We start from the raw sequence: 23,426 nt of genomic DNA on the forward strand, positions 1-23,426 counted from the left end.
CTTCCAGTCATGCGATCGGAACAACGGATCAACGCGCCCCTTCAGCGGCCGCACCGGGCTGCCGCGCGAACAGCTCAACCTCCGACATCCACGGCGTGGCCAGCAACTTTCGCTGCAGCATCCCGATGCTGCTCTAGCAGGAGCCCTCGTGCCTTCCGAACTCGCCGACGTCACCCATCTGCGGAACGGCCCCCCAGCCCCGTCGACAAGCGCCGCCGGTGCCGAGCTCCTCGCCGACCTGTTCGGCACCGCTGCCTGATACGCCTGCCGGGCGCCGGCCCGACGGAGAACGATGCCGCCGCCTGAACCAGAAAGTCTTGGAAGACCCTGATTCCTGATAGACCTGCACAGGTAGCGACGAGCATTTGATCAGTGAAACGAGCCGGGCGGCACCGAGTGAACGGTCGCTGCTCCAGCTGCGCTCAGGGCTGTACCAGGCTGGCCGTCCAGGCGTCGGCGCAGCGTTCGGTTGTCGGCGTACAGGTGGGCTGTCACGGTGGCCAGCGCATCAAGCTGGCCTTGGAGTTCGCGGGCATGCTGGCGGGCCTGAGTGAGTTGGGTGCGCAGGGTGGTGATGGTTTCGTCTCGGGCTCTCTCACTGGGCGTGCGACGGACGGGGTGGGGGACGTGAGCGCTCCATTCGGCAAGGACGGTGGTGGCGCGGTGAACGGTGGCATGACTCACGTCGGCCTCGCGGGCGAGGTTTTCCTTGGTCAGAGCACCATCGGTGTGCTGGGGCTGTCCAGCCAGGAGGCGGGCCATCGCGGCGCGGAGTTTGGCTTCGGAGGCTGGGGAGACGGCCATTTACAGGTCCTCGGTGAGGGCGGTGGTGATGGTCTCGACGTCGTCGAGACGGGCTTGGAGGGCGGCTCGGCGGGCGGGTGGAAGACGGCGGTCACGTAGCTGCTGGGCGAGGTCGTGTTGTTCGGCCAGCCAGATGGGGGCGTGGTCGGCGCTGACGGCGGAGTTGCGACAGCGAGCGGGCTGGCAGGCCCCGATGAGTGGCGCGCCGTCCTCGTTCTCTGGGAGGTGCTTCGTGCATTCGTCCCATTCCGGCTGCCACAGGCAGTGGTTGAGGGTGCCGAAGTGCAGCTCGGGCAGTTCGGCGCGGATGAGTTCGGCGGCAGTGCGGGGGTCGGCGGCGAGTGCCTGAAGGCCCGGGGACGTCCCGTGGGAGTTTGCCGGGGTGCCGAGTTGGGCGGCGGCGCGGTCGAGGCCGGTGTGCAGGCGAGCCGCTGCGGGGCCAACGGCGACGGGGGCGCCAGTGGTGCCGGCGGTGAGCAGGCCGGTGAGTTTGGCGGCTGCGGCGGTGGCGAGTCGGTCGTCGAACTCGCGCATCCAGGCGCCGTCGGGGGCGGCGTAGGAGTGGGTGGTGGGGTTGGCCAGGATGCGGCGGGCGGCGTGTTTGAGCTGGATGCCGAGCGCGATCTCGCCGTCGGGCTCCTGAGCGCAGATGACGGACATGGTCTTGCGGAACTGGTGTGGTCGCACCCGCGCGTCGGGAATGGCGTCGAGGCCGGTGGTTTGGCGGTGGGCGTTGACGTGGGCGATGAAGGTGTCGATGACGTACGGGGCGCTGAGGCCGCGCCGGCCCGTTCCCCGGCCGCGGCCCGAGGTGCCGGGGGTGGCCAAGGTGGTGAACAGGTGGGTGGGGTGCTGTGACAGGCGTTCGAGGACGGTCAGGGCGGTGGCGACGGGCTGGATGATCCACCACTTCTCCTCGAGCGGTTCGGGCTCGTTCTTCAGCTTGTACGAGCGCAGGGCGGGCGTGCCGTAGTGGTGGGTGAGGGCTCCGCGGCGGATCTCCTGGATCTCGGAGTCGCGCATCATCGACAGCGCTGCGACGAAGCAGTACACGGCGCCTTGCAGGGCCCGTAGTTCTTCGCCGAGGTTGCGGTCGGTCAGCTGGGTGCGCCACGGGCCTTCGGTGCCGTCGGCACGTTGCACGACGGTGAAGTGCGGTGTGGGGCGGGGCAGGTCGGCGGCGCGGGCCTGTCCCGCCAGTAACTGGTACTGGCCCGCGTCCACGGCGGCCTGGGCGATTGCGCGGCGTCGGCGGGAGGCCGACGAACTCGGGGAGATGGTGCGCGGTCCGCCGGGGCCGTAGACGAGGGTGGCCAGCAGCGACCAGCGAGGGGTGCGGACAACCCGGTCTCTTCCTTGGGCGGTGGTGTGCATCGTCTCCTGGACGGGGATGAGGTGGCCGGGTTCGGCGAGCCATGTCTTAAGGGTGGCGTCGAGTTCGGTCTGCGTGCGCTGGGGCGTCCGGGTAGACGTGGCGTGGGGTTGACGGGTGACGGCGAGCATCTGCTCGGCCTGGCCGGGCGTGAGGGCGACGGTACGTCCGCGGGCGGCTTCGGTCAGGACGCGGCGACGGCGCGCGGTGGCGGACGGGCGCGAGGTGCCCAGAGCGTCCTCGTTGGTGCCGTCGGTGATCAGCAGGCTGATCACCGACCACATCGGGGTGCCCGCCGGGCTGGTTCGGAATGCTGCGGCGTGCACGGGAATCCGGGTCGTCGGGTCGTCGAGCCAGGCGTCCAGCCGTTCGTCGATGCTCGGCCGCGCAGGTGGCGGTCCGGCCGTGGCGGGGCTCGTGGGCCGGGCGAGAGCCTTGTCCCGGGCGGTGAGGATGTCGTCGGCGAAGGAGTCGATGTAGGTCCAGGCGGCCCGCAGCAGCGGCCACCATGGCTGGGCTGGTTCTGGGCGATGGCCCAGCGCCCCAGTGCTCCGAGGCGCTCGATCAGCTGTCGCACCGTGGACAAGCAGGTCGGCTGGGCGGGGCGGTAGACGCCGGCGTTCCGCAGGACAGGGTGGGTGGGGTTGAGCAGGGCAAAGGCGACCTCCCTGGCCCGCAGGTTCCATGCCGCGTCGAAGGTGGGGAATGTGATCCGCCAGTTGCCCGGGATGACGTTGCTCGGCCGGCGCAGGCAGGAGCCGCTCCAGCGTTCCCGCTCGCTGAACAGAGGCACTGGGTTTGGATGCTGTTCGAGCAGTCCGTTCGCAGCCGTGAAGACCGGCTCATCGTCGCCGAAGGCCGCCCGGGGAATCGGCAGACGTGAATCTTCGCAGGCGGGGGCGCTCACCGGTCGTACTCCGTGCGCATGCCGAGGGGAAAGTGGAGTCGGGCACGGCCTTCTTGGGCCGCGCGGCGGGCGTCCGGCATCGCCGCAGCGCATTCCTCGAACAGTTGCGCCAATGCGGCGGCCTGGCGCCCCCACAGCGCCTGCCACTGGGGCGGGGTGAGCCGGCTACGCATCTGATCGATGTGCTCGGCGAGCAGCACCAGCCGCGGCAGGTGGGAGGGGAAGACGACCGCGTTGCGGCACAGCATGCACATCGCCGGCGCGACATGACACACCGAGCCCGCCGGAGTGTGCGGAGAGGCGTAGGGGTCGCGGCAGTTGACCAGTCCCATGTCCAGCTGCCCGTCCCGCATCGCTCCGGCGGTGTCCTCATCCAGGCCCAGCGCGGCACTCACCTCGGGCTCCGTCAGCTCGGCCACGGCCTCCTCGTCGGCGAAGACCGGTCGGGTCAGCGACGCGAACACCTTCTGCTGAGCCGTGGTGACGGCCCTCCCGGCCAGGACGTGCGCCGTAGTGCCGTGCGCGTAGTGGCGGCGGAAGACCTCCACGTGGTGGTCATCGCCCGCCAGGTCGGCGATCGTGCCGCCCAGCGCGACCACCCGTGCGATCTTGGCCGTCTTGCGCAGTCTTCGCGCATCGTGCGGCGCCGTGATCTCCAACGCGCGACCGTCCGGCCGGCACTGCCGGGTGATCCAGTCGGTCAGCCGACGCCCCTCGAGGACGAACTCGGCCCGCCGTCCCCGTACCCGCGCCCGGCCGGCGCCGGAGGGCTCCACCGTCACCCACAGCCAGCCGACGACGTCCGGGTAGGCGTGCCGGACCGGGTCCGTGATCGCGAACAGGCGACGCAGCAGCCCGGGCACATCCCAGCGGCCCTCCCCCTCGAATGCGGCCCCCTCCCCGGTGTCGGCCACCGGACCGGTGTGCAGACGGCGCCGGATCCGTCCGGCCCGGTGCTTGGTCTGCGCAAGACGCACCCCGCCGTCGGTGAACTCGACGTCGTCCAAGGCGAGATCGAGGAGTTCCTCCGGTGTGCACTCGTCCATGGCCAGCAGCAGCAACACCCGAAACGGCTGCAGATCCAACTCGCGCGGGAACACCATCGCTGCAAGGCCCGCTAGCAGCGCCTGCGGGGCCCACGATGGGCCTGCGTCCCCGGCGACCTGCCGGATTTCGATGGGCCAGCGCCCAGGGGACGTCGGCAGATGGGCACGCAGCACCGTCGTCTTCAGCAGGCCCTGGTGCACCGCCCAGACCAGGTTCGCCACCCTCTCCCAGCCACCCTGCCGAGGATCACATCCTGTCTCCAGCAAGGCCCGGCCCGCGGCCAGACGGCGCTCGACGGCCCGGATATCGCGGCGGGCCGCATCCCGCAGCGCAAGGCGCTCGGCCTGGCTGAACTCCTCAAGCGGCGGTGGTTCAGCCGGCTTCCTGAACAGTGGCGGCGCCTGCGCCCGGGCGGCGAGCTTCGGTGGCAGGTCCCCTTCCCGCACGGACCGCTGCTCGAGTAGCGCCAGCAGACTCGACGCCAGTTCGTAGCCGCGTTTCGACGGAGAGGGATGGACGCGGCGCAGGTCGTGCTCCCACTCGTAGATGATCTCCGTGAGGTCTGCCGGTCCCCCGGCCAGCCGCACAGGCTGCGGACCGATCCCCCGCTCGGCCAGCCAGGCGTCGGCGAACGCGACGAAGGACCGCACCGCTCGCGCGGGCCTGTCAGGCCCCCGCAAGACCCGCGTCCGGCAGTACAGCACCCACTCGTCGGCCAACTCCGCCGCCAGCACGCGGCAGGCGAACCGGCCGGCATACCGTGCCATCCCGGCGGGAAGCACGCTCCACCTCCCGCACCCCCACTCGCGCGGGCTCCGCCACCACCCCCACGGGCTCTACCCGCTGACCCGGTACCAATCGCCGTTCCCCGCGCCGCGGCATCACACACCACCACCGTCACGGCCAGCACACTGCAGGGCGTAGTCGGCGAGCATGCGGTCCTCCCGCGTCCACTCCTCCACCGCCCGCGTCACGATCGCGCTGACGTCCTCCAGGTAGCGCAGATACTTCATCGTGGACCGCGGATCGCGATGCCCCAGCAGCCGCTGAAGGATCAACAGCGGCGACCGGGCGATGTGCTGCATCAGCCACACCCCCGACCCACCCGCCTCCCGGCGGCACCGCTCGTCCTCAACGACCTGCTCCGTCAACAGCCGCAGCATGAACACCGCGAACGTGTGCCGCAGATCGTGCAGCCGGACCCTACGCGGCATCTCCACCCCGCCCGACGCCTCCGACAGTCGACGGGCACGCTCGGCCGCCGCATCGAACACCTGTTGCCAGCGCGACGCCGACAGCACCCCACCGCCCCGGCCCACGAACAACCCCAGCGACTCCAGCCCTCGCTCTCCCTCCAGCACCGCAATCCGCCGCAGCGGCGCCGGCATCGCCACCACCTCGAACGACCGCCGACGGCCATGGAGGAGCCCGGACACCCGCATCCGCCGCTCATCGACGTCGTCCACCACGAACAGTTCCGCGCGCCGCCGCCACAGCGCCCCGTGGCTGCGTGCCACCTGAGCGGCACGCTCGGTACGGCGGTACAGCTCCAACGACCGCAACACCGCCTGCTGCACCACCACCACCCGGGCAAAGCCGTACTTCGCGATCGCCCCCAACGCCACCGGAACCGCACCGGCCCCCGGGCACGGGCGCGGCACCTCCATGTCCAACAGGCAGCTGAACTCCCGCAACCGCATACCCGTCGTCACAGCCAGGTCCGCGCCCGCCATGTTCCGCAGTCGCCCCGCACGCCGGAAACCCGGATCCGCACTGCCGTCCGGGAGATCACCTCCGAGACCGACCCGGTGCAGCATCACGTACTGCGCCCGCGAAAGATGCCGCACATCCAGATCGGCAGCCGCTCCCCAGGACAAGGCATCCCGCCCACTGCGGCGCCGAGCGTACGGTCTCCGCTCCAGCAGACCCGTACCGAGCGCCCACTCGTAGAACCCGTTGATCGCCGTACGGTTGCGCCGCCACGTCGCCGGCCCGACCGGAACCGGCGCCAACTGCGTACGCCACCACCGGAAGGCCACCAGGTCCGCCTCGGTCGCCGACAACAGATCCGTCGGCGGATCCAGCACCCGGGCCAGGAAGTCCTCCAGCCCCATCAGGTCGTACGCGTAGTCACGAAGGCTCTCCGAGCCCACGTGTCGGGCGAGATCAAAGAAGTATGAGCACATCGGCTCGACCGGGTACATGTTCTCGTCCACGAAGAACGGCGTGCCCTCCGGCAATGTCGCTGGCCCGGACAGCAGCTCAGACACATCGAAGCCGAGTTCGCCCAGCGCCTTCTGGTGCCGGGTCAGATGGCTGGACGAGGTGAAGAAGTAAGGCATCGCACTCCCGCGGCTGGTCGTAACGACCGAGGAACCTAACAGCCCAGCGCCACCTCGCCGTTCACCCCGTCAACGAGCTGAGACAGGTACGGACACTGGACCTAACCGGCGAAGTCGAGGGTGTACGTGAGCCCGTACCTGCCTCTGCACCAACAAGGCCCCGGCAAGATTTCCGTGAAGCCGGGGTATGCGACCGTGCGCCGGTGACGCTCCGTCATGGGTGTCGGCGTCGGAGGTGGGCTATGAGGATCACGCGGTGGCGGAGCAACGGGACTCCGGCCCGGCCAGCCATGAGTCGCTTCTGGAGCTTGACGTCGGTGATGCGGCCCTCGTTGACGCCGGAGTTGAACGGGGTGGTGATGCCCTGCACGACCGCCGCCTGGTCCTCGCGGATGGCCTTTGCCAGACTGGCCAGCGTCGGGAGGCGAGAGGTCGTGAGCTTCTCGAGCCAGTCCGGGAGGACGTTGGCGTCGCGGGCATCGAGCATGGCGGCGAACTGACGCACCAGGTCGTGGGTGTGGTCCAGGTCCTGGCAGTGTGCGAGCAGCCGGTTCAGCCGCTCCGCGGTGTTCAGGCCGCGCCGGGAAGGCTCGGTGGTGATCCAGCGAGCGACCTCCCGGGGCGAGGGGGACCGTTCGCGCGGCGCGTCGATCGGCAGGCCGCGACGCAGAGGAGCGACGGCCATCTTGACCCGCTGGTAGTGGCCGCGGTAGCCCTTGGCGACGAGCTCCTGGTGCAGCACCTTCGCACTGTGCTCGCCCTCCTCCCAGCGCAGACGCAGGTACTCCAGGTACGGATCGAGGCTCGTCGGCCGGCGTGGGCGGGGTCGCCGCACGCACTCGTCCCAGGTGGCGGCCTGGGCGTACTTGCGCACCGTGCGCCAGTCCAGGCCCAGCTCGCGAGCTGCCGCGTTGATCGAGCGGCCGGTGTCGGTCACCGCGTGCACCGCCTCAAACAGCCGCTTGGCGTGGCGACGGGCGGGTGTATCCGCTCGGTCGGACGGTGCTCTGGCGGACGGACGCTGCGGTGCCGGTTGGGGATCGGGCAGTGCGTTCGGCAAGCAGCCGCGGTGGGCGGCGGCCACTTCCACCACGCGCTTCGACAGCCCCTGCCAGAGGTGGAACCGGTCGCTGACCTGCAGGGCGTCCGGGGCGCCGTCGGTGATGCCCTGCCGGTAGACCAGCGATCCGTCCCGGCACACAACCTCAACCCCGAGATGCGCGCGCAGCCAGGCAGCCAGTTGCTCAGCGTCCCGTCCCGCCCACAGCGCGATCGGCAGCCGGGTATCAGCATCCACCGGCAGCGTGCCGTAGACGTCCGCATACAGTGCGAAGTCGTCCACGCCCAGCACCCGTGGAGTCGTTGCTGACGGCAGCGGCATGCGCATCAGGTGGAACAGCACACTCGTACGCGACAGCGTCACGTTCACGATCTGCAGCAGCCGGGCGCCGCCCCGGCCGGCGAGCAGCACCCCTGCCATCTCCACCAAGTGCTGCAGCAACGGAGTGCGGCGCTGGTAGCGCACCGTCAGCTTGTCGACCTGCTCGGCGAACGTCCGGCGACCGCAGCGCGGGCCGTCACAGAACAGCCGCCGCACCGACAGGCCGATCAGTAGCGGGCGGCCGCCGACGGCGCGATCAGCCAGCGTGCGGGTATAGCGGCTGTGCACCCGCGCTGAACGTCGACCGCAATCCGGACAGGCAACCATCAACTCGCGGGTGCGGGCCGAGATTCGGACCACGTCGCCCTCCACCCACACCCGCTCCACCTGCACCGAGTCGAGGTGCGGAGACACAATCCGTACGAGGCGATCACACTCGATGACAATGCCGGAAGATATGACGGAGCGTCACCGGCGCACGGTCGCACACCCCGGCTTCACGGAAATCTTGCCAGGGCCACCAACAACATGTACGCGGACAGTCGTGGCTGGGACGGATGCCCACCGCCTGATCAGCGCCGAGGCGGCGGGCGGGCGGAGCAGAGCGTCAAGCCGTGGGGACGACCTTGAAGGCGTGCATGAAGCTCGGGGTGCCGCCCCACATACGGCTGTGCGTGACGATGGTGTCGTTGGCTGGCAGAACGTGCTGGTGCGGGGCGAGGGCGTAGGAGTTGCCGCGCGAGACGATGGCCCGCACCTGAGGTTCACCGGCAGTGTCCGGCACACCGGGGACCGTGACGAAGTCCCAGAGCATGCTGCTGGTCAGGCCGGTGCTGCGAAGTCTGGGGGTGGTCCAGGGTGCGACGGTCTCGGCGTTGAGGTAGCGGCCGCTGTTCTGTGTCTTGATGTAGTAGGCGTTTGTCGAGCGGTCGAGTTCAAGGTGCCACTTGGGGGCGAAGGTGCCGTCGATCGGGTCGGGGAAGTAGAGCTGGATCGCGTCGCCCTCAACGCCGTCATTCCCACTGTCGGGGATGAGATAGTTGTTGGTGATCATGTGAATGAGCATGACTTTGGCGGGCAGGTGGCCGGACTTCGCGCTCGGGGTGTTCGCCTGGTTCGACATGATGCTTCCGCTCCTGGTCTCTTCGTTGGCGGGTCCCTCACGCAGCCGGGCGGCGCGCGGGGATCGACAGTCACCGCGAGGCAGAACGCTGCGAGAACCGAACCGCCGGCTGCCACCGCACCCACACCCACACCGGCCCTGACCCGCCGATCGGCAAGTCGATGTCCGCACCGCCCACATCCAGATCCCCACCACGGCTCCCCTCACCCGGATGGAGGCCGCCGTTCACCGGCGAAACGATCCACCAGCACCGCCAATCGGCAGCAGCGCACAACGGCGCACCCACCACGCCCTCCGCTCATCCCGGCACGGCCTGAGTGACGCGCCACAGCCGCCGCGGGAGAGCTCCCTCCTCGAACTCATGGACTTCCTGAAGACTCCAGCCCTCTGCAAGAGCGTCGATCACATCACGCGGGAAGAAGTGGACGACGAAACCGCCCGTCCCCAGACGTCATCTCCGCGCCGGACACCAGCCCGATAGTGCGCATCGCCCGCGTGGCGGACGGGTAGACCGTTTGCCATCGGACTTTGACGGACGCGAGTTTGTGTCATCGGAGTTTGATCACCGCAGGTCAGCGACTCAGCGCACCTTCGGTACGCTGAGTCGCTGACCTGCACTTATGTGCAGTTCCTCGTAAATGTGCAGGTCAGAGCCTTGCGATCGTTGTGCAGGCTGCTCGATTTGTGGGGACGGGGGGTCAGGAAGGCTTGACCGCCGAGACCGGGGTGACGGTCACCTTGTTGTCGCACTCGGCCCACACCCCGTCGTTCAGGGCGACCTGGTGCTCCCCGGAGTGCGGCAGCCCGATGACCATCGTCGGATACGTCACCGGGTCCTTGCCCGACACGCAGTAGCCGTCGGCCTCCCCCTGGACCTGGACGAAGGTCAGCTTCACCCACGCCTTGCCGTGCGGCCGGACCGTCACGGTGGCCGCCCTGCCGGTGCGGGTGACCTTGAGCGGGGTGTTGTGCGCGGGGGAGCCGTTGCCGGCGCCCGCGACCGTCGGATGGCCCTTCAGGACGCACGTCCTCCGGGAGACGTTGGTGAACTGCACGACCGCCGCCCCGGTCCCGGTCCCGACGGGCCGGTGGACGGCCTGCCAGGCGCTGGCCTGGAGGGCGGAGGCCGGGCAGGCGGGCGGCGGGGTGGAGGTGGTGGTGCTCGCCGCCATGGCGGTGCCGGGCATGATGCCGGTCACCGCCGCCGCGACGGCCGTGACCGCCGTCGTCGCCAGAGCCGCCCTGCGAATGCCGTTGCTGTGACGCATGCTGTCGTCCCCCTGAGTCGTCTCGTCCGCGGGTTTCGGTCGTCGGTTGTTGCCCCGCGGTACGCGTGGTCGTGGTACGTGAGTGCAGAGAGGGCGGGAGAGCGGCAGGGTTCCGTGCGGCGGCTACTTGTGACGGAACGGTGACGACAGGCTGCACCCGTGCAGATGCCCCCCCGATGCGCACCGAAGGTGCGCTGAGTCGCTGACCTGCGGTGATCAAACTCCGATGACACAAACTCGCGTCCGTCAAAGTCCGACTAGAGGACTTTCTCAACCGGGACCTCCTGATCAGCCAGTGGCTCATCCTTCGCACCCTGATCAGCCGCTTCATCCGCGACGCGTGGGAGGACGCCTTCCCCGAGCTGGCCCATGCGAAGGCCCCGTGTACCTCACCCACCTGCACCGCCGCCTGCTCACCGACGTTCTCGCCATCGGCACCCACTACCCGCTGGTCATCACCGGCGGCTACGCCGTGCAGGCCCACGGCCTGGTCGACCGGCCCTCCCAGGACCTGGAGGTCGCCACCGAGAACCCCGCCCTGATGGACCAGATCATCCATACCGTCCGCGCAGGCCTCACTGACCCCGCCACCGGCGAGGACTGCGAGGTCGACATTCTCACAGAAGCCTTCTGGACCCCGCCCGCCGCCACCGAGTGCGGCCCGGTCCTCGCTCTCGACGACGTGATCGGCACCAAGGTCCGGGCCCTGGCCGAGCGCGGCGCGGTCCGTGACCTCATCGACGTTCACGCCGCATCCCGCCACCGCACCACCTCCGACCTGGAAGGACTCGGCCGCCGCCACGCCCGCACCGAGTTCAGGCTCAGCGACCTGCGCGACCGCGTTGCCGGCGCGGAATGGTGGGACGACGCCGACTGCACCGGCTACGGCCTCACCCCTCACCAGATCTCGGACCTACGCGACTGGGCCCTCGCATGGGCGAACGATCTCGACACCCGCCTGCATGCCGAGGAAGATCCAGATAACTGACCCTCGCACACCGGCAGTTGACTCACCGCATTGCCCGGGAGTACGGGCCTTGGTCTCCGCGGGACACGCGAACAGCAACGGGTGACCGTACGCCGTGGTCACGCTAGGGCTCAACAAGCAGACGTGCTTCGCCACGCGGCCGTGGTCATGTAACAGACCTGATAGCGGTCCACTGCGCACAGATCAAGTCGAGATCGCCAATTGCAATCCAGGAAAGATAATCCACTTCAGCAGAGAGAGCACTAACCGATCCCAGCTGGTAGGCCTGCAATCTGCGTGGAACATCGCCAGGAAGCCCAACTTCCTCATGTCCGACCTTCAAGTCTATGCGCCTTGGCGCCGGATCCTGTGGCTGCTGATTTTTGGCAAAAGTAGCAAGCCAGCGATAAGCAAACGCGGGGTCGATATGCAGAGTCGTCGTACCGACTCCTATCCCGCGACCATCAAAATAATACTTAATGAAGAAGGTTCTGTATATTCCGTCTTCCTGCTGACCGAGCGTACCCATGGGGCTTAGCCCTCTAAGGCCGAACATCACCCCGCCGAAGCCCCTTGCGGCCGTTGCGATTTCCTTCTCCATTGCCTGTCGGTGGCCCGGCGGGGTGATGTTCATTTTCCCTCACTTACCGAAGTTCGGGGTCAGTCCTTGTAGTAGTACGTCTGATCCCACGGGGAGCCGGAGTGAAACTCCTCGCCGTCGATCAGGATGGCGTAGCTTCCGCCTCCCACCCGTGCGACAGCATCTCCCGAGCCCCCCGAGTGCGTGAGGAAATGCATTTCATCATGCGATCCGGTGGCCCACCCCGCTGTCGCCGAGCTTACCAACGCAGAATCGGTCTCTGACGTCGACGGTCCAGCCGTAGCGAATGACGTCGTGGTGGAGCCGGTAGCCGGTAGAGATCTCTCCCCCGGAGTTACCCCCGGGTTGAATTGAAGTGGATGTACGATTCTCCGCAGTCGCCGTACACTACGGGTACAGCACAGTGTTCGGGACGACGTGCCTGTCCTTCGGTACGGAAGTCTGCTTCCCGTTCGGTAACGTGACGACTTTGTAGCCGTGCCGTTCAGCTACTGCCGCGTCAAATCCGACCACCTTCATCGACGTCGTGACAATTGCCTCGCGTACTTTAGGCGTCGAAGGGTCAGCAGAGGCTGCGTTTGCGCCAGCCAGCAAAATAGCAGCCAACAGCGTGGACGGCCACAGCTATTGCCCTTACCAAGTTTCGCATGATCGCCCTGGCATCGGATGTTTTGCCCACTGCTCCGCCACGAATCCGCCGGCTTGGGCCAGGCGTCGTGGGCACTGGCTGCGGAACGGCTGCGCCCGTACACCGAGCAGGAGGCCATCGCGTTCCTCCGGCTCCACCAGGCCCTGCGCCGGGCACTGCCCAGGCACCGGGCCGAGCTGGACGAAATCGCAGCGCTCGCCCGGCCCCTGATGCCGCCCGGGGTGCAGCCGGCCCGGATCGACCGGCCGCACCCGCCCGTACCTACCCTCCCGGTCTCCTGCCTCCCGACCGTACGGCGGGGCACTGACACTGCTTCTGGGCGGCCCCCGCCGTCCCGCGATGCGCCAGGCAGCGCCTGTAAGGGACGCCGCATCGGGAAAGCCCTGGCCGAGATGCCGCTTGTGGCAGCCGAGCTCGGTGATGGAACTTAGAGGTCATCTCATTTGGTGAGTCTGCGGTAGCAGATCAGGGTGCAGGCGATGCTGGTGAAGGCCAAGAAGTGGACGGCCTTGCGTTCATAGCGGCGGTGCAGGCGGCGGCATCCGGCGAGCCAGGCCATGGTGCGTTCGATGGTCCAGCGGTGGCGTCCCAGGCGCTGGGAGGACTCGATGCCTTTACGGGCGATGCGGTGCCGGATGCTGCGCTGGCGTAACCATCGGCGCAGGTGGTCGTAGTCGTAGCCCTTGTCGCCGTGGAGCTTGGCCGGCCGTCGTCGGCGCGGACCGCGACGGGAGCGGATGGGCGGGATGCCGCGAACGAGCGGTTCGAGGGCCTGGCTGTCGTGCAGGTTGGCGCCGGAGATGCCGATGGAGATGGGCAATCCGGTCCGTTCGGTGATCAAGTGGATCTTCGAACCGTACTTGCCTCGATCTACTGGATTCGGACCTGTCAGGCCCCCCTTTTCAGGGCCCGCACGTTCACCGAGTCGATCGCACAGCGAGACCAGTCCAGTTCACCCCGGGAGCCGAGTTCGTCGAGGACCAGGCGATGGAGCTTCGCCCACACCCGGGCTTTCGACCACTCGGTGAAACGCCGGTGAGCCGTGGGTCCCGACGGTCCGAACGAGGCGGCCGGCAGCTGCTGCCACGTACAGCCCGACGTGGCCACGAACACGATCGCAGCCAGCACCTCCCTGTCACCGTGCCGGCGCCGGCCGCCTCCCTGAGGCCGACTCGGCGCCTCCGGCACCACTCGCTGGAACAACTCCCACAGCTCATCCGGCACCAGCCGCTCAACGATCCCCACACCCGGAGCCTATCGAATGCGCCAAATGAGATGACCTCTTAGTGGTCGGCTCCGGAAGTCCTTCGGGGGTTGACTTGAGCAATCGTCTTGTGAAGTCCGGGTAGCGGAGCGAGCATGCCACCGGTGTCTCCGGATGCGGACCCGGTCTGTGGCAGCGGATGTGCCCAGTCTCCGCCCAGGGTTTCCGGGCTGATTGGCCACTGCGGGTCAGCCGCGCACCGCAGCCATGCACTCGTCGTACAGGTCCATGATTTCGCCCTTGCCGTCGTTGGTGACCCAAGTCATCGACGCGGCATCCAGGCATGCGAACGCCGTCGCGATCACCGCGCGGGCCTTCGCGCCCTCGTTGCCGGTAGCTGCGTCCATACGGGTCTCGATGAGCGGCAGCAGGTTCTCCTGGAACCGCAGTCGCTTTTCGAGCCACCCGGCACGCAGCGAGGCGGTGTTGTGCAGGAGACGGAACCGCTTCAGGGCCTGCTCGCGGCTGTCGTGCAAGGCCAGTACCGCGGCAACCCCTGCGCGCAGGGCCTCCCAGACGCCGGCTTCTGCGGGCTGTTCGCTGATCGTGTCCATCAGGACCTGTCCGAACCGGTCCTGGCCGCCGCCGAGAAGGTCCTCCTTGGTACCGAAATAGCGGAAGAGGGTGCGCTGGGAGACTCCGGCCTCCCGGGCGATCTGGGCGATGGTCGTCTCGTCGTAGCCCTGCTCGGTGAACAGGCGCAGAGCGGTATCGAGGATCTCCTGGGAAGCCAGCTGCCGTGTCCGGTCCCACAGCGTGGTCGGTGCACCCGTCGCTGATTTGGCTTCCTGCTTCATGCCACCAGACTAACTCAGAACTGTCAGACCGACAGTTACATCACGTTTGGCAGTCGCTGCCAACCTGTCGTACGCTGCCAGCGGCGGTGGCGCAGCACAGCCCGCTGCCCTACGGACAGAGCCGCTCACCCCCTGTCCAGAAGTACGCAAAGGAGCGCATCATGCCTGCACCCACAGCTTTGATCACCGGTGGAACCAGCGGCATCGGCAAGGCGACCGCCGAACTACTCCACTCCCGCGGCTACCGCGTCATGGTCACCGGTGTCGGCAATGTCGCCGACACCGGACTTCCCGAAGACGTCACGGTCTTCCGGGCCGACGCACGGTCTCTGCCGGACATCGACCAGGCGATCGACCAGGCACGCCGGCAACTCGGCTCCCTCGACTTGCTCTTCCTCAACGCGGGCATCTCCCGCCCCGGCCCGATCGAATCAACCGACGAAGACGCCTTCGACGCCCTGTTCGACATCAACGTCAAGGGAAACTTCTTCACCCTGCAAAAGGCGCTGCCGCTCCTCAACGAGGGCGCCTCGGTCGTGTTCACCGTGGGCGCCGCCGAAGGGCTCGGGGCCGCGATGACAGCGGCCAAGGGCGCTCTGCTGCCCCTCATGCGGTCCCTTGCGCTCGAACTCGCCCCCCGCCGCATCCGCGTCAACGCGGTCAGCCCGGGAATCATCAACACCCCTGCCTACAGCAAGATGGGTGTCTCCCAGGAAATGATCGACTCCTGGGCCCGGGACGTCCCGCTCGGCCGCATCGGCGCCCCCGCCGACATCGCCGAAGCCGTGGCCTTCCTCGCCTCGGACGCCGCCACCTACATCACCGGCGACAACCTCACCGTCTCCGGCGGCATCGGTGTTCACTCCAACGCCTGACGAGTAGTTCGGCTCTACCAGGAAGGTTCACCGGGCCCGATGCTCAGGCTGTGGCCCTGGCGAGCCGACGGCCCGTGCCGGAAGCTGGCCCCGCCACTTCGTCCTCCACCACGGATAGATGGGCCGCCCTCCTTCCATGCCCGTGTGCTCCGCCGTGCCCTTGGAACTGACCGCCGCCGAGCGCCACCAGATCAAGAAGATGGCCTACGGCCACAAGACCCCGCACCAGGCGCGCCAACGGGCGACGATCGTGCTCCTGGCAGCACGAGGCCGCAGCAACGCCCAGATCGCCGCCGAAACCCACCTGCATGTGGACACCGTGCGCCGCTGGCGCGGCCGATTCGCGGCCGGCCGGGTGCCCGCCCTGGCCGACCGCAAGCAGTCGGGGCGGCCTCCGACGTTCACCGCGCTGCAGATCGCCGAAGTCAAGGCATTAGCCTGCCAGTTGCCTTCCACCGAGTCCGGAGCCCCGTTCTCGCGCTGGTCATGCCCCGAACTCGCCGTGCTATCACCGACACGATCTCCGCCTCCACTGTGCGCCGCTGGCTCAGGGACGACGCACTCAAGCCCTGGCAGCACCGTTCCCGGATCTTCATCCGCGACCCGAACTTCCGCGCCACCGCTCAACGGGTCCTGGACCTGTACACGCGCAACTTCGATGGCACCCCGCTCGGAGAGGACGAGTACGTCATCTCCGCGGACGAGAAGACCTCCATCCAGGCCCGCTGCCGCTGCCATCCCACCCTGGCCCCAGGCCAGGCCCGGTCGATGCGCGTCAACCACACCTACGGGCGCGGCGGAGCCCTGGCCTACCTGGCCGCCTACGACATCCACCGGGCCGAGGTCTTCGGCCACTGCGAACAGCGCACAGGCATCGTGCCGTTCATGAGACTGGTTGAGCAGGTGATGGGCAACGAACCCTACGCCAGCGCGAAACGGGTCTTCTTCATCGTCGACAACGGCTCCTCGCACCGCGGCAGGTCGGCCATCGACCGCTTGGCCTCCCGGTTCCCGAACTCCGTCAAGGTCCACACCCCCGTCCACGCCTCCTGGCTGAACCAGATAGAGATCTTCTTCTCCATCGTGCAGCGCAAGATCGTCTCACCCAACGACTTCACAGACCTCGACGAGGTCCGAAACCGGCTCCGAGCATTCGAAGACCGCTACAACGCCACGGCACAGGCGTTCCAGTGAAGGTTCACCACCTCCGACCTGGACGACCTGCTGGCCAGGCTCGACCGGCACACCGCCGATCACCACGAAGAATCCTCCGTTGCCCTGGGAGCATGATCAACCCCCGAAGGACTTACAGCCACGACCACTTAGCCACTGAAGCGGCTTCAAGATCGGCTCCTTCCTGGCCCGGAGGCCAGCGAAGCGGGATGGCGTCCGGCACCGCCGAGAGACGGTCCGCGCCCCAGCTGGAAGGTGCGGCCCGGTGTCACCGGAAGGAGTAAGGAGGACGATACAGCGCCAGCCAGACCTGCACGGACCAGCTCGACGTCAACTGCTGCCTGGAAACGGACGATTACGTGCGTGTCGTCGAACTTCGCGTAGGCCAGGAGACGCTGACCAGCCGTCGGCACCTACCGCACCGGGCATTGCAGGTGGTCGCGGCCGGTGAAACACAGGTTCCGGCGCGGGACGGTGCCCCAGGACTGGCCTTCCCGTTACAGAGGCACTGTTGCCGTCCGCCGATTCACACTGAGTTCTCACGGACCAACTCAATCCAGACCGATGGCAGATCGTCGGCCTCTGCTTGAGGATCGATGTGTCGTCCCGCGGCGACCACGGGCCACCCTGGGGCTCGTCCTCCGATCGGATCGCCGATTGGCGAGATGCCCGGTTCGGAGGCCTGCCGCCGCGCATGGCCGCGTGCGGGGACGGTGGGACAGGGGACGTCGTCGGCCTCGGCGGCGCCGGCCAGGGCCGGGCTCACCAGCTGGTGTGCGCCACGATCCATCGGACCAGGGCGTCCTCATCGCTGGCGGGCGGCAGGTCGGGGCCGCAGCCGAGCGGAGTGCAGGACAGCCGCAGGTGGGTGAGGTAGCCGTAGGGGCCGTGGTCCTCCGCCGGCCCGAGGACCAGGGCGTGCGTGGCGGTGCGCCAGATGCGATGGGTCAGCGCCGGGCCAGCGGCCACCGCCGCGGACACCAAGATCCGTTCCGGGACGGTGCCCAAGTGCTCGGTGACCGCCCGCGCCGCCTGCGCGAGCACGGCCTCGCAGTCCTGGTCGGTGGACGGCCTGCGGCATGTCCAGCCGGGCAGTTGCTGCCAGCCCTCGATATAGCCGTTGAGCCACTCCTCGTTCCTCATGTCCTCGTCGCCGGGGTCAACGGGGTAGATCTCGCCGAAGACGAGGAAACACCGTGCGTCCGGCTCTCCGAACGGACTGCCGTAATCGCTGCACAGCACGTGTCCGTGTCCGGTGCGGAAGGAATCGCAGACCAGTTTGTGCTGCCATTCCCACCCGCGCCGCCGCAGCTCCTCATCGACGGCGTCGAACTCCTCAGGTATGCGGGACACGTCCGGCAATGCGAGGAGTTCCGCGACGGCCTCAGTGGTCAACGGGCGCTGTACAAGGGCATGTACGGGTATCGACATGCGGATCACTCTAGAAGTCGGCATGCCGCGGGCGGCAACCGGAGTTCGGCCTGCTCGGACGAGGCGATGACCTCGGCTTGGGGCACTGTCTGGCCGCCGGTCGGCGGCTCGGCCTGGAGAAGGTCCCGACAGTGCAGTTCAGCACCGCACTGATCTTGTCCAGGTCGCCCAGCCGGACGGTCACCGGCTTGTTGTGCCCCACATCGCCGCGACCTTGCTCAACGTCGGTGTGAAGTCGACCGTCTTGAACACCTCCAGCACGCCCGTAGTCCGCCACAGGTCACACTGAGCGGCCCCCATCCGCGCACCAGCTGGGTGCTGCCAGGCCTGTGACGATGGCCAGCGGTCGGAGAAGGCAGCAGCAGCGCCGCAGGCGGGTTGGACAACGTCTCCATGTCGAACGTAGGCGGCTCTTCCCATGACCTGGCAGATGCCAAGTCAACGGTGCCATCAGGCTGGGCAGGGTCGACAGCATGACAGGCGATGAGGGCGCCGAACAGTCCCCAACCACGCTCGGCTACCGCCTGCTGGCCGCGCAGAACCCGCAGCGGCTCGAGCAACGCCCTCCCACTACGCATGCGCCTCCCCGTCCTTGTACCGTTGAGGCTGGTGAGACGACGGTAGGGCCGACGTGTGAGGGACGGGGCCCGGCCCGGGAAAGATCACCGCCCCGTGCAGCTATGCCCTGACTGTCAATGAAGAACCGGCACATCAGGTCAACGCACTCGGTGGACGACGCTGGTCATGAGGCGGCGGTTGGGTGAAGCCACGGCAGCGACCGGATGCCACCACGCCGACTCCTGGACGCAATAGGCGCCAAGCGGGTCCAATCAGGGACGTCGTCACGGCCCCAGGAAACCGCGTCGATGATGCGGCCGTGTTCATTGCGCAAGGGTTGCGGTGTCGCCGTGGTTCTCCCACACTTCGCGCCGCCGGTCCTGGTACACATCGGTGCGTCTCCCGGCGGCCTTCCAGCCGCACGTGGTGGAAGGTGTAGGTAGGGCCGTCCTCGTCCGACGGGCTTCAGCCGCCCAGGTTCACCGCCCACCGGGTTGAGTTGGTGACGTCCGCCCACTCCCTGTTCAGCGAGCGGTTGGAGCGCCCGCCCCAGCCCGGGGAGCCGTGCCGCACGCCGCTGACGTACACCGCGGTGTGACGCGGGTAGCCCGAGTGGTGGTCGGCTGCCGCGGCCGCGGCAGCGCCACCGCACCCGAGGCAGCGGCCGCTACCGCGGCGACGACTACGCGCCTGGGATCAGGGTGGCGACACTGTGGTACATGCGAGGGATGGTGGTCGCTGTCCGACTCGTCCACTGCCCACCAGGCGGAATCTTCGCTGTCTGTGTGGTGCCGTCGTTGGCAGTGGCGATCACCGTCACAGGAGTGCTGCTCAACTGGCTGTTGTTGCACACGAGCTTGGCGGTGTCGGTTGGCGTGCCCTCCGTCTCCTGGGGGTCCACGGTGCTGAGAACGAACAGGTTGTCACCGATCTCCTGGCTGGTGCTGTTATCGTCGACGCAGTTGACGACAGCCTCCTCGACCGGGGCAGCACCCGATGCGTGCGCGGCCGCCGGTGCAAGTTGAGCGCTCGCCGCGACAGGTGTGGCCAGCATGAGGGGCAACGCCGCCGCAGCGGCCATACTGATGCGGGCACTCCACATGCGGTGTTCTCCTTGAGGTTCGGGACGCACCGATAGCGCGCGACGACGGCACCACGCCCGGGCGCCAGCGTCAGCGCCCATGGCGGCTGAAGGAGGCAATCCAGCCAGGCCGCCTTCATTGTGACCACGGCGCATCACGACAGGGAGGGGGCGCTCGGAGCACCAGACTGCTGCCCCTGGTACCCGCGAGAAGCCACCGCGAACTGTGTTTCTACCGTGCCGTTCGCTCACGGCCCGGTCCGCCGACCACCACGGTCGTCCGGTGGAATCAGAGGACCACCTTGTGGGTCGAAGCAGACCAAGCCCTGACTTCCGCGCAGCGGCGGCAAGGTCGGTGGCGGCCTGGGGAAGGAGTCTCATGGCAATGTCGGCTCCGGCCTCGTGCGCGGCAGGACGACGGCGTAGTAGTTGTCCGTCAGTCGGCCGATGATCTCGGCGACGACGGCGGTGACGTCAATCTGGTCGTCGAAGGGGGGCCGGGCGTCCAGCCGGTCAAGGACCAGGAAGCTGCCGGGCTGTTCGACGGCCTCCTCCAGCTCGGGTGCGAAGCCACCGTCCGGGGTGAGGAGCCGGCCGGCGGCGATCGCGCAGTGCCCGCCGTGGTCGGCCATCCGTTCGGCCAGGTTGTCGACGCCGTAGTACAGGCAGCGGGCCGCGCGCAGGCTGCCCACCTCACGCTCACCGTCCAGGATCCGGATGTGCCACTCCGGCAGGCCCCGCTCGGGACCGGCCAGACGGTGGCGGTGGCCAAGCTCGATCCCGAGGTTCGTGAGATCGGGTGCTGAACGGGCAGTCACCGCGGGGGCGGGCATCATCGCTCTCCTGTCGGCCGGACGTGGTACTCGATGCGCCGCCCACCGCAGCGGCTCACAGCCGGCGCACAGCAGTCCTTCTCAAGGGGCCGCCCTGAGCCAGCAACGCGGCCGGAACCCGGGCGCAGACCGGGGGTTCCGGCTCAGGGACGCTGCCCCAGGGTGGGCAGTCCGGCCGAGGTGGCCCGCACGCTCCGGCCGCGGCAAGTGGCACGGCCGTCCTTGAGGATCCGGCGGGCCCGGGCACGCCACAGCTGGGCCTCTTCCGCACGGCCGGCCTGGCGGTGTACCGCGGCCGTGCGCAGCATGGCGGCACGGGTCCGGGCAGTCAGGAGTTCGGCGGCGGGCGCCAGGGGGCCTTCCACCCGTACGGCCCCCGGGGCTCCACGCAGGCACAACACGAGCCGCCGGTCCGGCTCGGCGACGCCGAGGCCACGCACGTACACCCGGGCCCGGCTGCGGCCGGTGGCAATCTCGGCGAGGCGCTCCAGCTCCGGCCAGGTGCAGGGCAGCAGAACGTCCTCCAGCACCGCGTGCGGGGCTGGCCGCCAGGACGCCGCCCGCGGGCTGTGGTCCTCGCGGCGTACCCGTACGCCGATCACCGGCCAGAGCGCGCCGGTCAGCGCCGGGTGCCGGATCTCGTCCCTCGCCACGTGTTCCTCAGCGCCACTCGGATCGTCTCACCGCAGTATCGCCACGAGGTCCGGCCCGGCGGCGCGGTTGGCGAACACCCGCTGTGTGGACGGGCGCAGGGGTTCGCGCTCCCCCGGCGGGGGTTGCAGGTCAGGTGGGGGCGGGCGGCGCGGTCTGGGTCGATGCGGTGTAGTCGTCGGCTGCCTTGACGTCCTCGGGGGCGGCCCACCCGTCGTAGCGGGTGCCCAGGGCGGTGGTGAGCGTTCTGGGGACGAGGCGGCCGTTGAGGACATCGGCGACGAACTCCGTCAGGTCCCGTTCCGCACCGTGGTCCCAGCCGGCGTGGACGGGACCGTGCCAGAAGGGGCTGGGGTCGCAGACTTCCGCGCAGGCCACGATGCTGAAACGGCTGACGAGCGGATGCAGACGGCTCCACGGCCCGTCAGGTGCCGCGGGCCGGTACAGGCGAGCGGCGGGCACGTGATCGAGCCAGCGCGCAGCGCGGTGCGTGAACCAGACGACGCCGACCTTGTCGTCCTGGTAGCGGCGGGTGCGCGCGAGGACGTCGTCGAGGGGTGCGGAGGACAGCTGCGCCTCCAGAACGGTCCGGCGGCCTCCCGCGGCTGTAACGAGGACGTCGGCCCGCCAGCCGCCGTGGGCGGCACCGGCCTCCAGCTGGACCTGGTGGCCGGCCTGGCGTGCGGCAGCGGCCAGGGCCCGCTTCAGGCTGCGGTGCTCTTCCGTCTCGCCGGCGCCCGCACAGGCCGGGGAGCGGCGGTCGTGCGCGAAGAAGCGGCCGCCGCGTGCGGACACCTTCGCGTGCATCGGCCCATCGCACCAGGTGCAGGCCAGAGCGGGGCGTGGCCGCACTCGGTAGACGGCCTCCCAGGCCAGGCCGCACCCCAGAGGGTCGAGGGTCGCATCCAGCGTCCCGTGCTCATGCAGGCGCGCGGTCAGTGGCATCGGCTCGCTCCCCCTTGGCTGTTCGGCCACCCACGTCCCTCCAGCGTGCAGGCCCAGGAGCGGCACAGTCGTTGCGCGCCGACCCGGGAACCGAAAGACGACCAAAAACAGGTGCCGCGCGTCGGCCTGGGCGCCCTTTCCCGCGCGGGCAGCGCGAAATCCACCACCCGGCAAGTCGGCATCCCGTACCCTGGTCAGGCCGACGCGGGGTGGAGCAGCTCGGTAGCTCGCTGGGCTCATAACCCAGAGGTCGCGTGGTTCAAATCCCGCCCCCGCTACCAACACCAATGTCCGGTCCCCTCCAATGCCAGTGGAGGGGCCGGACTTGTGTGCAGTCCCGGCGCAGGTCCGGCGGTCACCGCTCGGCGACCAGGCCGTGGAGCAGGTCGGCCCGGTACGACACCCGCGGTGCGAGCGGGCGCACCAGGTGCCGCATCGACGGATGCGCCGGATACCGGAGCCGGCCGATGGGCAGCTGCAGGTAGAGCGGGGGCCCTGGGACAAGGCCCGCGAGGGCACTGTGAAGGTCCCCAGGGGTCACGTAGAACGCCTGGACGACGGCACCGAAGTCCGGCTGGGGGTGTTCCTGTCCAACACCACACCAAGACCAGCGCGCCAAGCTCACCACCGACAAGCTCGCCGCGCTCGCCGACCTCGACTCGACTGCGTCGGTGCTTGGGCCTGTCCGGCGGATCATGCCGGGGCGGCCCACTGGCGCTGAATCGCTGTAGCGTCCCGCCGGACAAGGAGCTGGGTGGAGCAGGTTGGGTCCGTCGATAAATACCTCGACATCGGTGGCGGTGATCGGGGACGCTTCGCGCGATGACCAGAATCGACGACACCCCGCCCGCGTGGGACGAGCGCACCCAGCTCACCACGTTTCTCGACTACGCACGTGACACCGCCCGCGCCAAGTGCGATGGCGTCTCCGCGGAGAACGCACGCAAGGCGCTCCTGCCGGGCTCACCGCTGATGACCATGAGCGGACTGATCAACCACCTCCGCTGGGTCGAGTACTACTGGTTCCAAGTGGTCTTCCTCGGCGAGGAAGACCGGGGCCCCTGGACCGAGGAGGACCCCGACCGCGAGATGCGTATCGCCGTCGACTTCCCGCTCACGCAGTTGCTCGACGAATACGATGAACAAAGTGCCCGCTACCGCGAACTGGTCGCCGGGAACGGCCTGGACAAGCATGCCCAGCGAGCCGTCCGCAACGGCCTCCACGTCGACCTGCGCTGGATCCTCCTCCACCTCACCGAGGAGACGGCCCGCCACAACGGCCACCTGGACATCCTGCGCGAGATGCTCGACGGCACGACCGGCGACTAGAAGCCTCATGAAGATCTTGGTGGGGGGC

General features: G+C 68.6%; 20 protein-coding genes, 1 tRNA gene and 1 pseudogene. 6 read left to right on the top strand and 16 right to left on the bottom strand.

The features are described from left to right. Positions 1-369: 369 nt before the first annotated feature. The 7 genes from A6P39_RS02255 to A6P39_RS02285 all read right to left on the bottom strand — a co-directional run bounded on the left by A6P39_RS02255 (position 370) and on the right by A6P39_RS02285 (position 10,244). Entirely contained in the window at positions 370-804 is a 435-nt protein-coding gene (locus A6P39_RS02255; protein WP_067057268.1) for a hypothetical protein, read from the bottom strand. After that, positions 805-2,502 carry a hypothetical protein gene (locus A6P39_RS02260; protein ID WP_159396224.1) on the bottom strand — a complete coding sequence of 566 codons (1,698 nt, stop codon included), beginning with the start codon at positions 2,500-2,502 and terminating at the stop codon, positions 805-807. Positions 2,503-3,079: 577 nt separating this feature from the next. Then, positions 3,080-4,897, bottom strand: a complete 1,818-nt coding sequence (locus A6P39_RS02265) for a hypothetical protein (protein WP_067057261.1) — start codon at positions 4,895-4,897, stop codon at positions 3,080-3,082. Positions 4,898-5,011: 114 nt separating this feature from the next. After that, entirely contained in the window at positions 5,012-6,472 is a 1,461-nt protein-coding gene (locus A6P39_RS02270) for a tyrosine-type recombinase/integrase (RefSeq protein ID WP_067057258.1), read from the bottom strand. A gap of 214 nt (positions 6,473-6,686) precedes the next feature. Continuing rightward, complete coding sequence (locus A6P39_RS02275; RefSeq protein ID WP_331454080.1) at positions 6,687-8,267, bottom strand: ISL3 family transposase; 1,581 nt, start codon at positions 8,265-8,267, stop codon at positions 6,687-6,689. A gap of 193 nt (positions 8,268-8,460) precedes the next feature. Then, positions 8,461-8,976 carry a hypothetical protein gene (locus A6P39_RS02280; protein WP_067057255.1) on the bottom strand — a complete coding sequence of 172 codons (516 nt, stop codon included), beginning with the start codon at positions 8,974-8,976 and terminating at the stop codon, positions 8,461-8,463. A gap of 698 nt (positions 8,977-9,674) precedes the next feature. Continuing rightward, positions 9,675-10,244 (bottom strand): DUF4232 domain-containing protein, encoded by a 570-nt coding sequence (locus tag A6P39_RS02285; protein WP_067057252.1) that lies wholly within the window; start codon positions 10,242-10,244, stop codon positions 9,675-9,677. A 382-nt stretch (positions 10,245-10,626) separates the two neighbouring features. Here A6P39_RS02285 and A6P39_RS02290 point away from each other — a divergent pair, with 382 nt between their 5' ends. Beyond that, a complete protein-coding gene (locus A6P39_RS02290) occupies positions 10,627-11,232 on the top strand; it encodes a nucleotidyl transferase AbiEii/AbiGii toxin family protein (RefSeq protein WP_067057249.1) in 606 nt (201 codons plus the stop codon). A 145-nt stretch (positions 11,233-11,377) separates the two neighbouring features. On the opposite strand, the gene A6P39_RS02295 is transcribed toward A6P39_RS02290, so the two are convergent. The 3 genes from A6P39_RS02295 to A6P39_RS02305 form a co-directional block, all read right to left on the bottom strand. After that, complete coding sequence (locus tag A6P39_RS02295; RefSeq protein ID WP_159396223.1) at positions 11,378-11,845, bottom strand: hypothetical protein; 468 nt, start codon at positions 11,843-11,845, stop codon at positions 11,378-11,380. A gap of 1,055 nt (positions 11,846-12,900) precedes the next feature. Continuing rightward, positions 12,901-13,700 (bottom strand): IS5 family transposase gene (locus A6P39_RS02300; protein ID WP_275883975.1). Its coding sequence is split into 2 segments (ribosomal slippage): positions 12,901-13,362 and positions 13,365-13,700, totalling 798 coding nucleotides; the frame shifts between segments, so codons are not numbered across the junction. Positions 13,701-13,913: 213 nt separating this feature from the next. Further along, complete coding sequence (locus tag A6P39_RS02305; RefSeq protein WP_067039856.1) at positions 13,914-14,522, bottom strand: TetR/AcrR family transcriptional regulator; 609 nt, start codon at positions 14,520-14,522, stop codon at positions 13,914-13,916. A 161-nt stretch (positions 14,523-14,683) separates the two neighbouring features. On the opposite strand from A6P39_RS02305, the gene A6P39_RS02310 reads away from it, so the two are divergent. The 3 genes and pseudogenes from A6P39_RS02310 (at position 14,684) to A6P39_RS02320 (ending at position 16,591) form a co-directional block, all read left to right on the top strand. Continuing rightward, positions 14,684-15,397, top strand: coding sequence for an SDR family NAD(P)-dependent oxidoreductase (locus A6P39_RS02310; RefSeq protein WP_067039858.1), 714 nt, complete (start codon positions 14,684-14,686; stop codon positions 15,395-15,397). 199 nt (positions 15,398-15,596) lie between these two features. Then, positions 15,597-15,839, top strand: a pseudogene (locus A6P39_RS02315) (helix-turn-helix domain-containing protein); the annotation flags it as partial. Between the two features lie 44 nt (positions 15,840-15,883). After that, positions 15,884-16,591 (top strand): IS630 family transposase, encoded by a 708-nt coding sequence (locus tag A6P39_RS02320; RefSeq protein WP_234378731.1) that lies wholly within the window; start codon positions 15,884-15,886, stop codon positions 16,589-16,591. Between the two features lie 741 nt (positions 16,592-17,332). On the opposite strand, the gene A6P39_RS02325 is transcribed toward A6P39_RS02320, so the two are convergent. The 5 genes from A6P39_RS02325 to A6P39_RS02350 all read right to left on the bottom strand — a co-directional run bounded on the left by A6P39_RS02325 (position 17,333) and on the right by A6P39_RS02350 (position 22,069). Continuing rightward, complete coding sequence (locus A6P39_RS02325) at positions 17,333-18,001, bottom strand: hypothetical protein (protein ID WP_234378732.1); 669 nt, start codon at positions 17,999-18,001, stop codon at positions 17,333-17,335. A gap of 1,240 nt (positions 18,002-19,241) precedes the next feature. Then, complete coding sequence (locus tag A6P39_RS02335) at positions 19,242-19,661, bottom strand: hypothetical protein (protein WP_067039861.1); 420 nt, start codon at positions 19,659-19,661, stop codon at positions 19,242-19,244. A 356-nt stretch (positions 19,662-20,017) separates the two neighbouring features. Further along, the gene (locus A6P39_RS02340; protein ID WP_159395941.1) at positions 20,018-20,458 is read right to left on the bottom strand and encodes a hypothetical protein; all 441 of its coding nucleotides are present in this window, start codon (positions 20,456-20,458) and stop codon (positions 20,018-20,020) included. Positions 20,459-20,616: 158 nt separating this feature from the next. Next, positions 20,617-21,126 (bottom strand): hypothetical protein, encoded by a 510-nt coding sequence (locus A6P39_RS02345; RefSeq protein WP_067039867.1) that lies wholly within the window; start codon positions 21,124-21,126, stop codon positions 20,617-20,619. 130 nt (positions 21,127-21,256) lie between these two features. After that, positions 21,257-22,069, bottom strand: a complete 813-nt coding sequence (locus A6P39_RS02350; RefSeq protein ID WP_067039871.1) for a competence protein CoiA family protein — start codon at positions 22,067-22,069, stop codon at positions 21,257-21,259. A 203-nt stretch (positions 22,070-22,272) separates the two neighbouring features. Between A6P39_RS02350 and A6P39_RS02355 the strand changes: the two genes are divergently transcribed. Further along, a tRNA-Met gene (locus A6P39_RS02355) sits at positions 22,273-22,350 on the top strand. 74 nt (positions 22,351-22,424) lie between these two features. Here A6P39_RS02355 and A6P39_RS02360 read toward each other — a convergent pair. Next, positions 22,425-22,610, bottom strand: coding sequence for a hypothetical protein (locus A6P39_RS02360; RefSeq protein WP_199840680.1), 186 nt, complete (start codon positions 22,608-22,610; stop codon positions 22,425-22,427). A 281-nt stretch (positions 22,611-22,891) separates the two neighbouring features. Between A6P39_RS02360 and A6P39_RS02365 the strand changes: the two genes are divergently transcribed. Next, positions 22,892-23,398, top strand: coding sequence for a DinB family protein (locus tag A6P39_RS02365; RefSeq protein WP_067039878.1), 507 nt, complete (start codon positions 22,892-22,894; stop codon positions 23,396-23,398). The last annotated feature ends 28 nt before the right edge of the window (positions 23,399-23,426 follow it).

This window comes from Streptomyces sp. FXJ1.172, assembly GCF_001636945.3.
Lineage (GTDB): Bacteria > Actinomycetota > Actinomycetes > Streptomycetales > Streptomycetaceae > Streptomyces.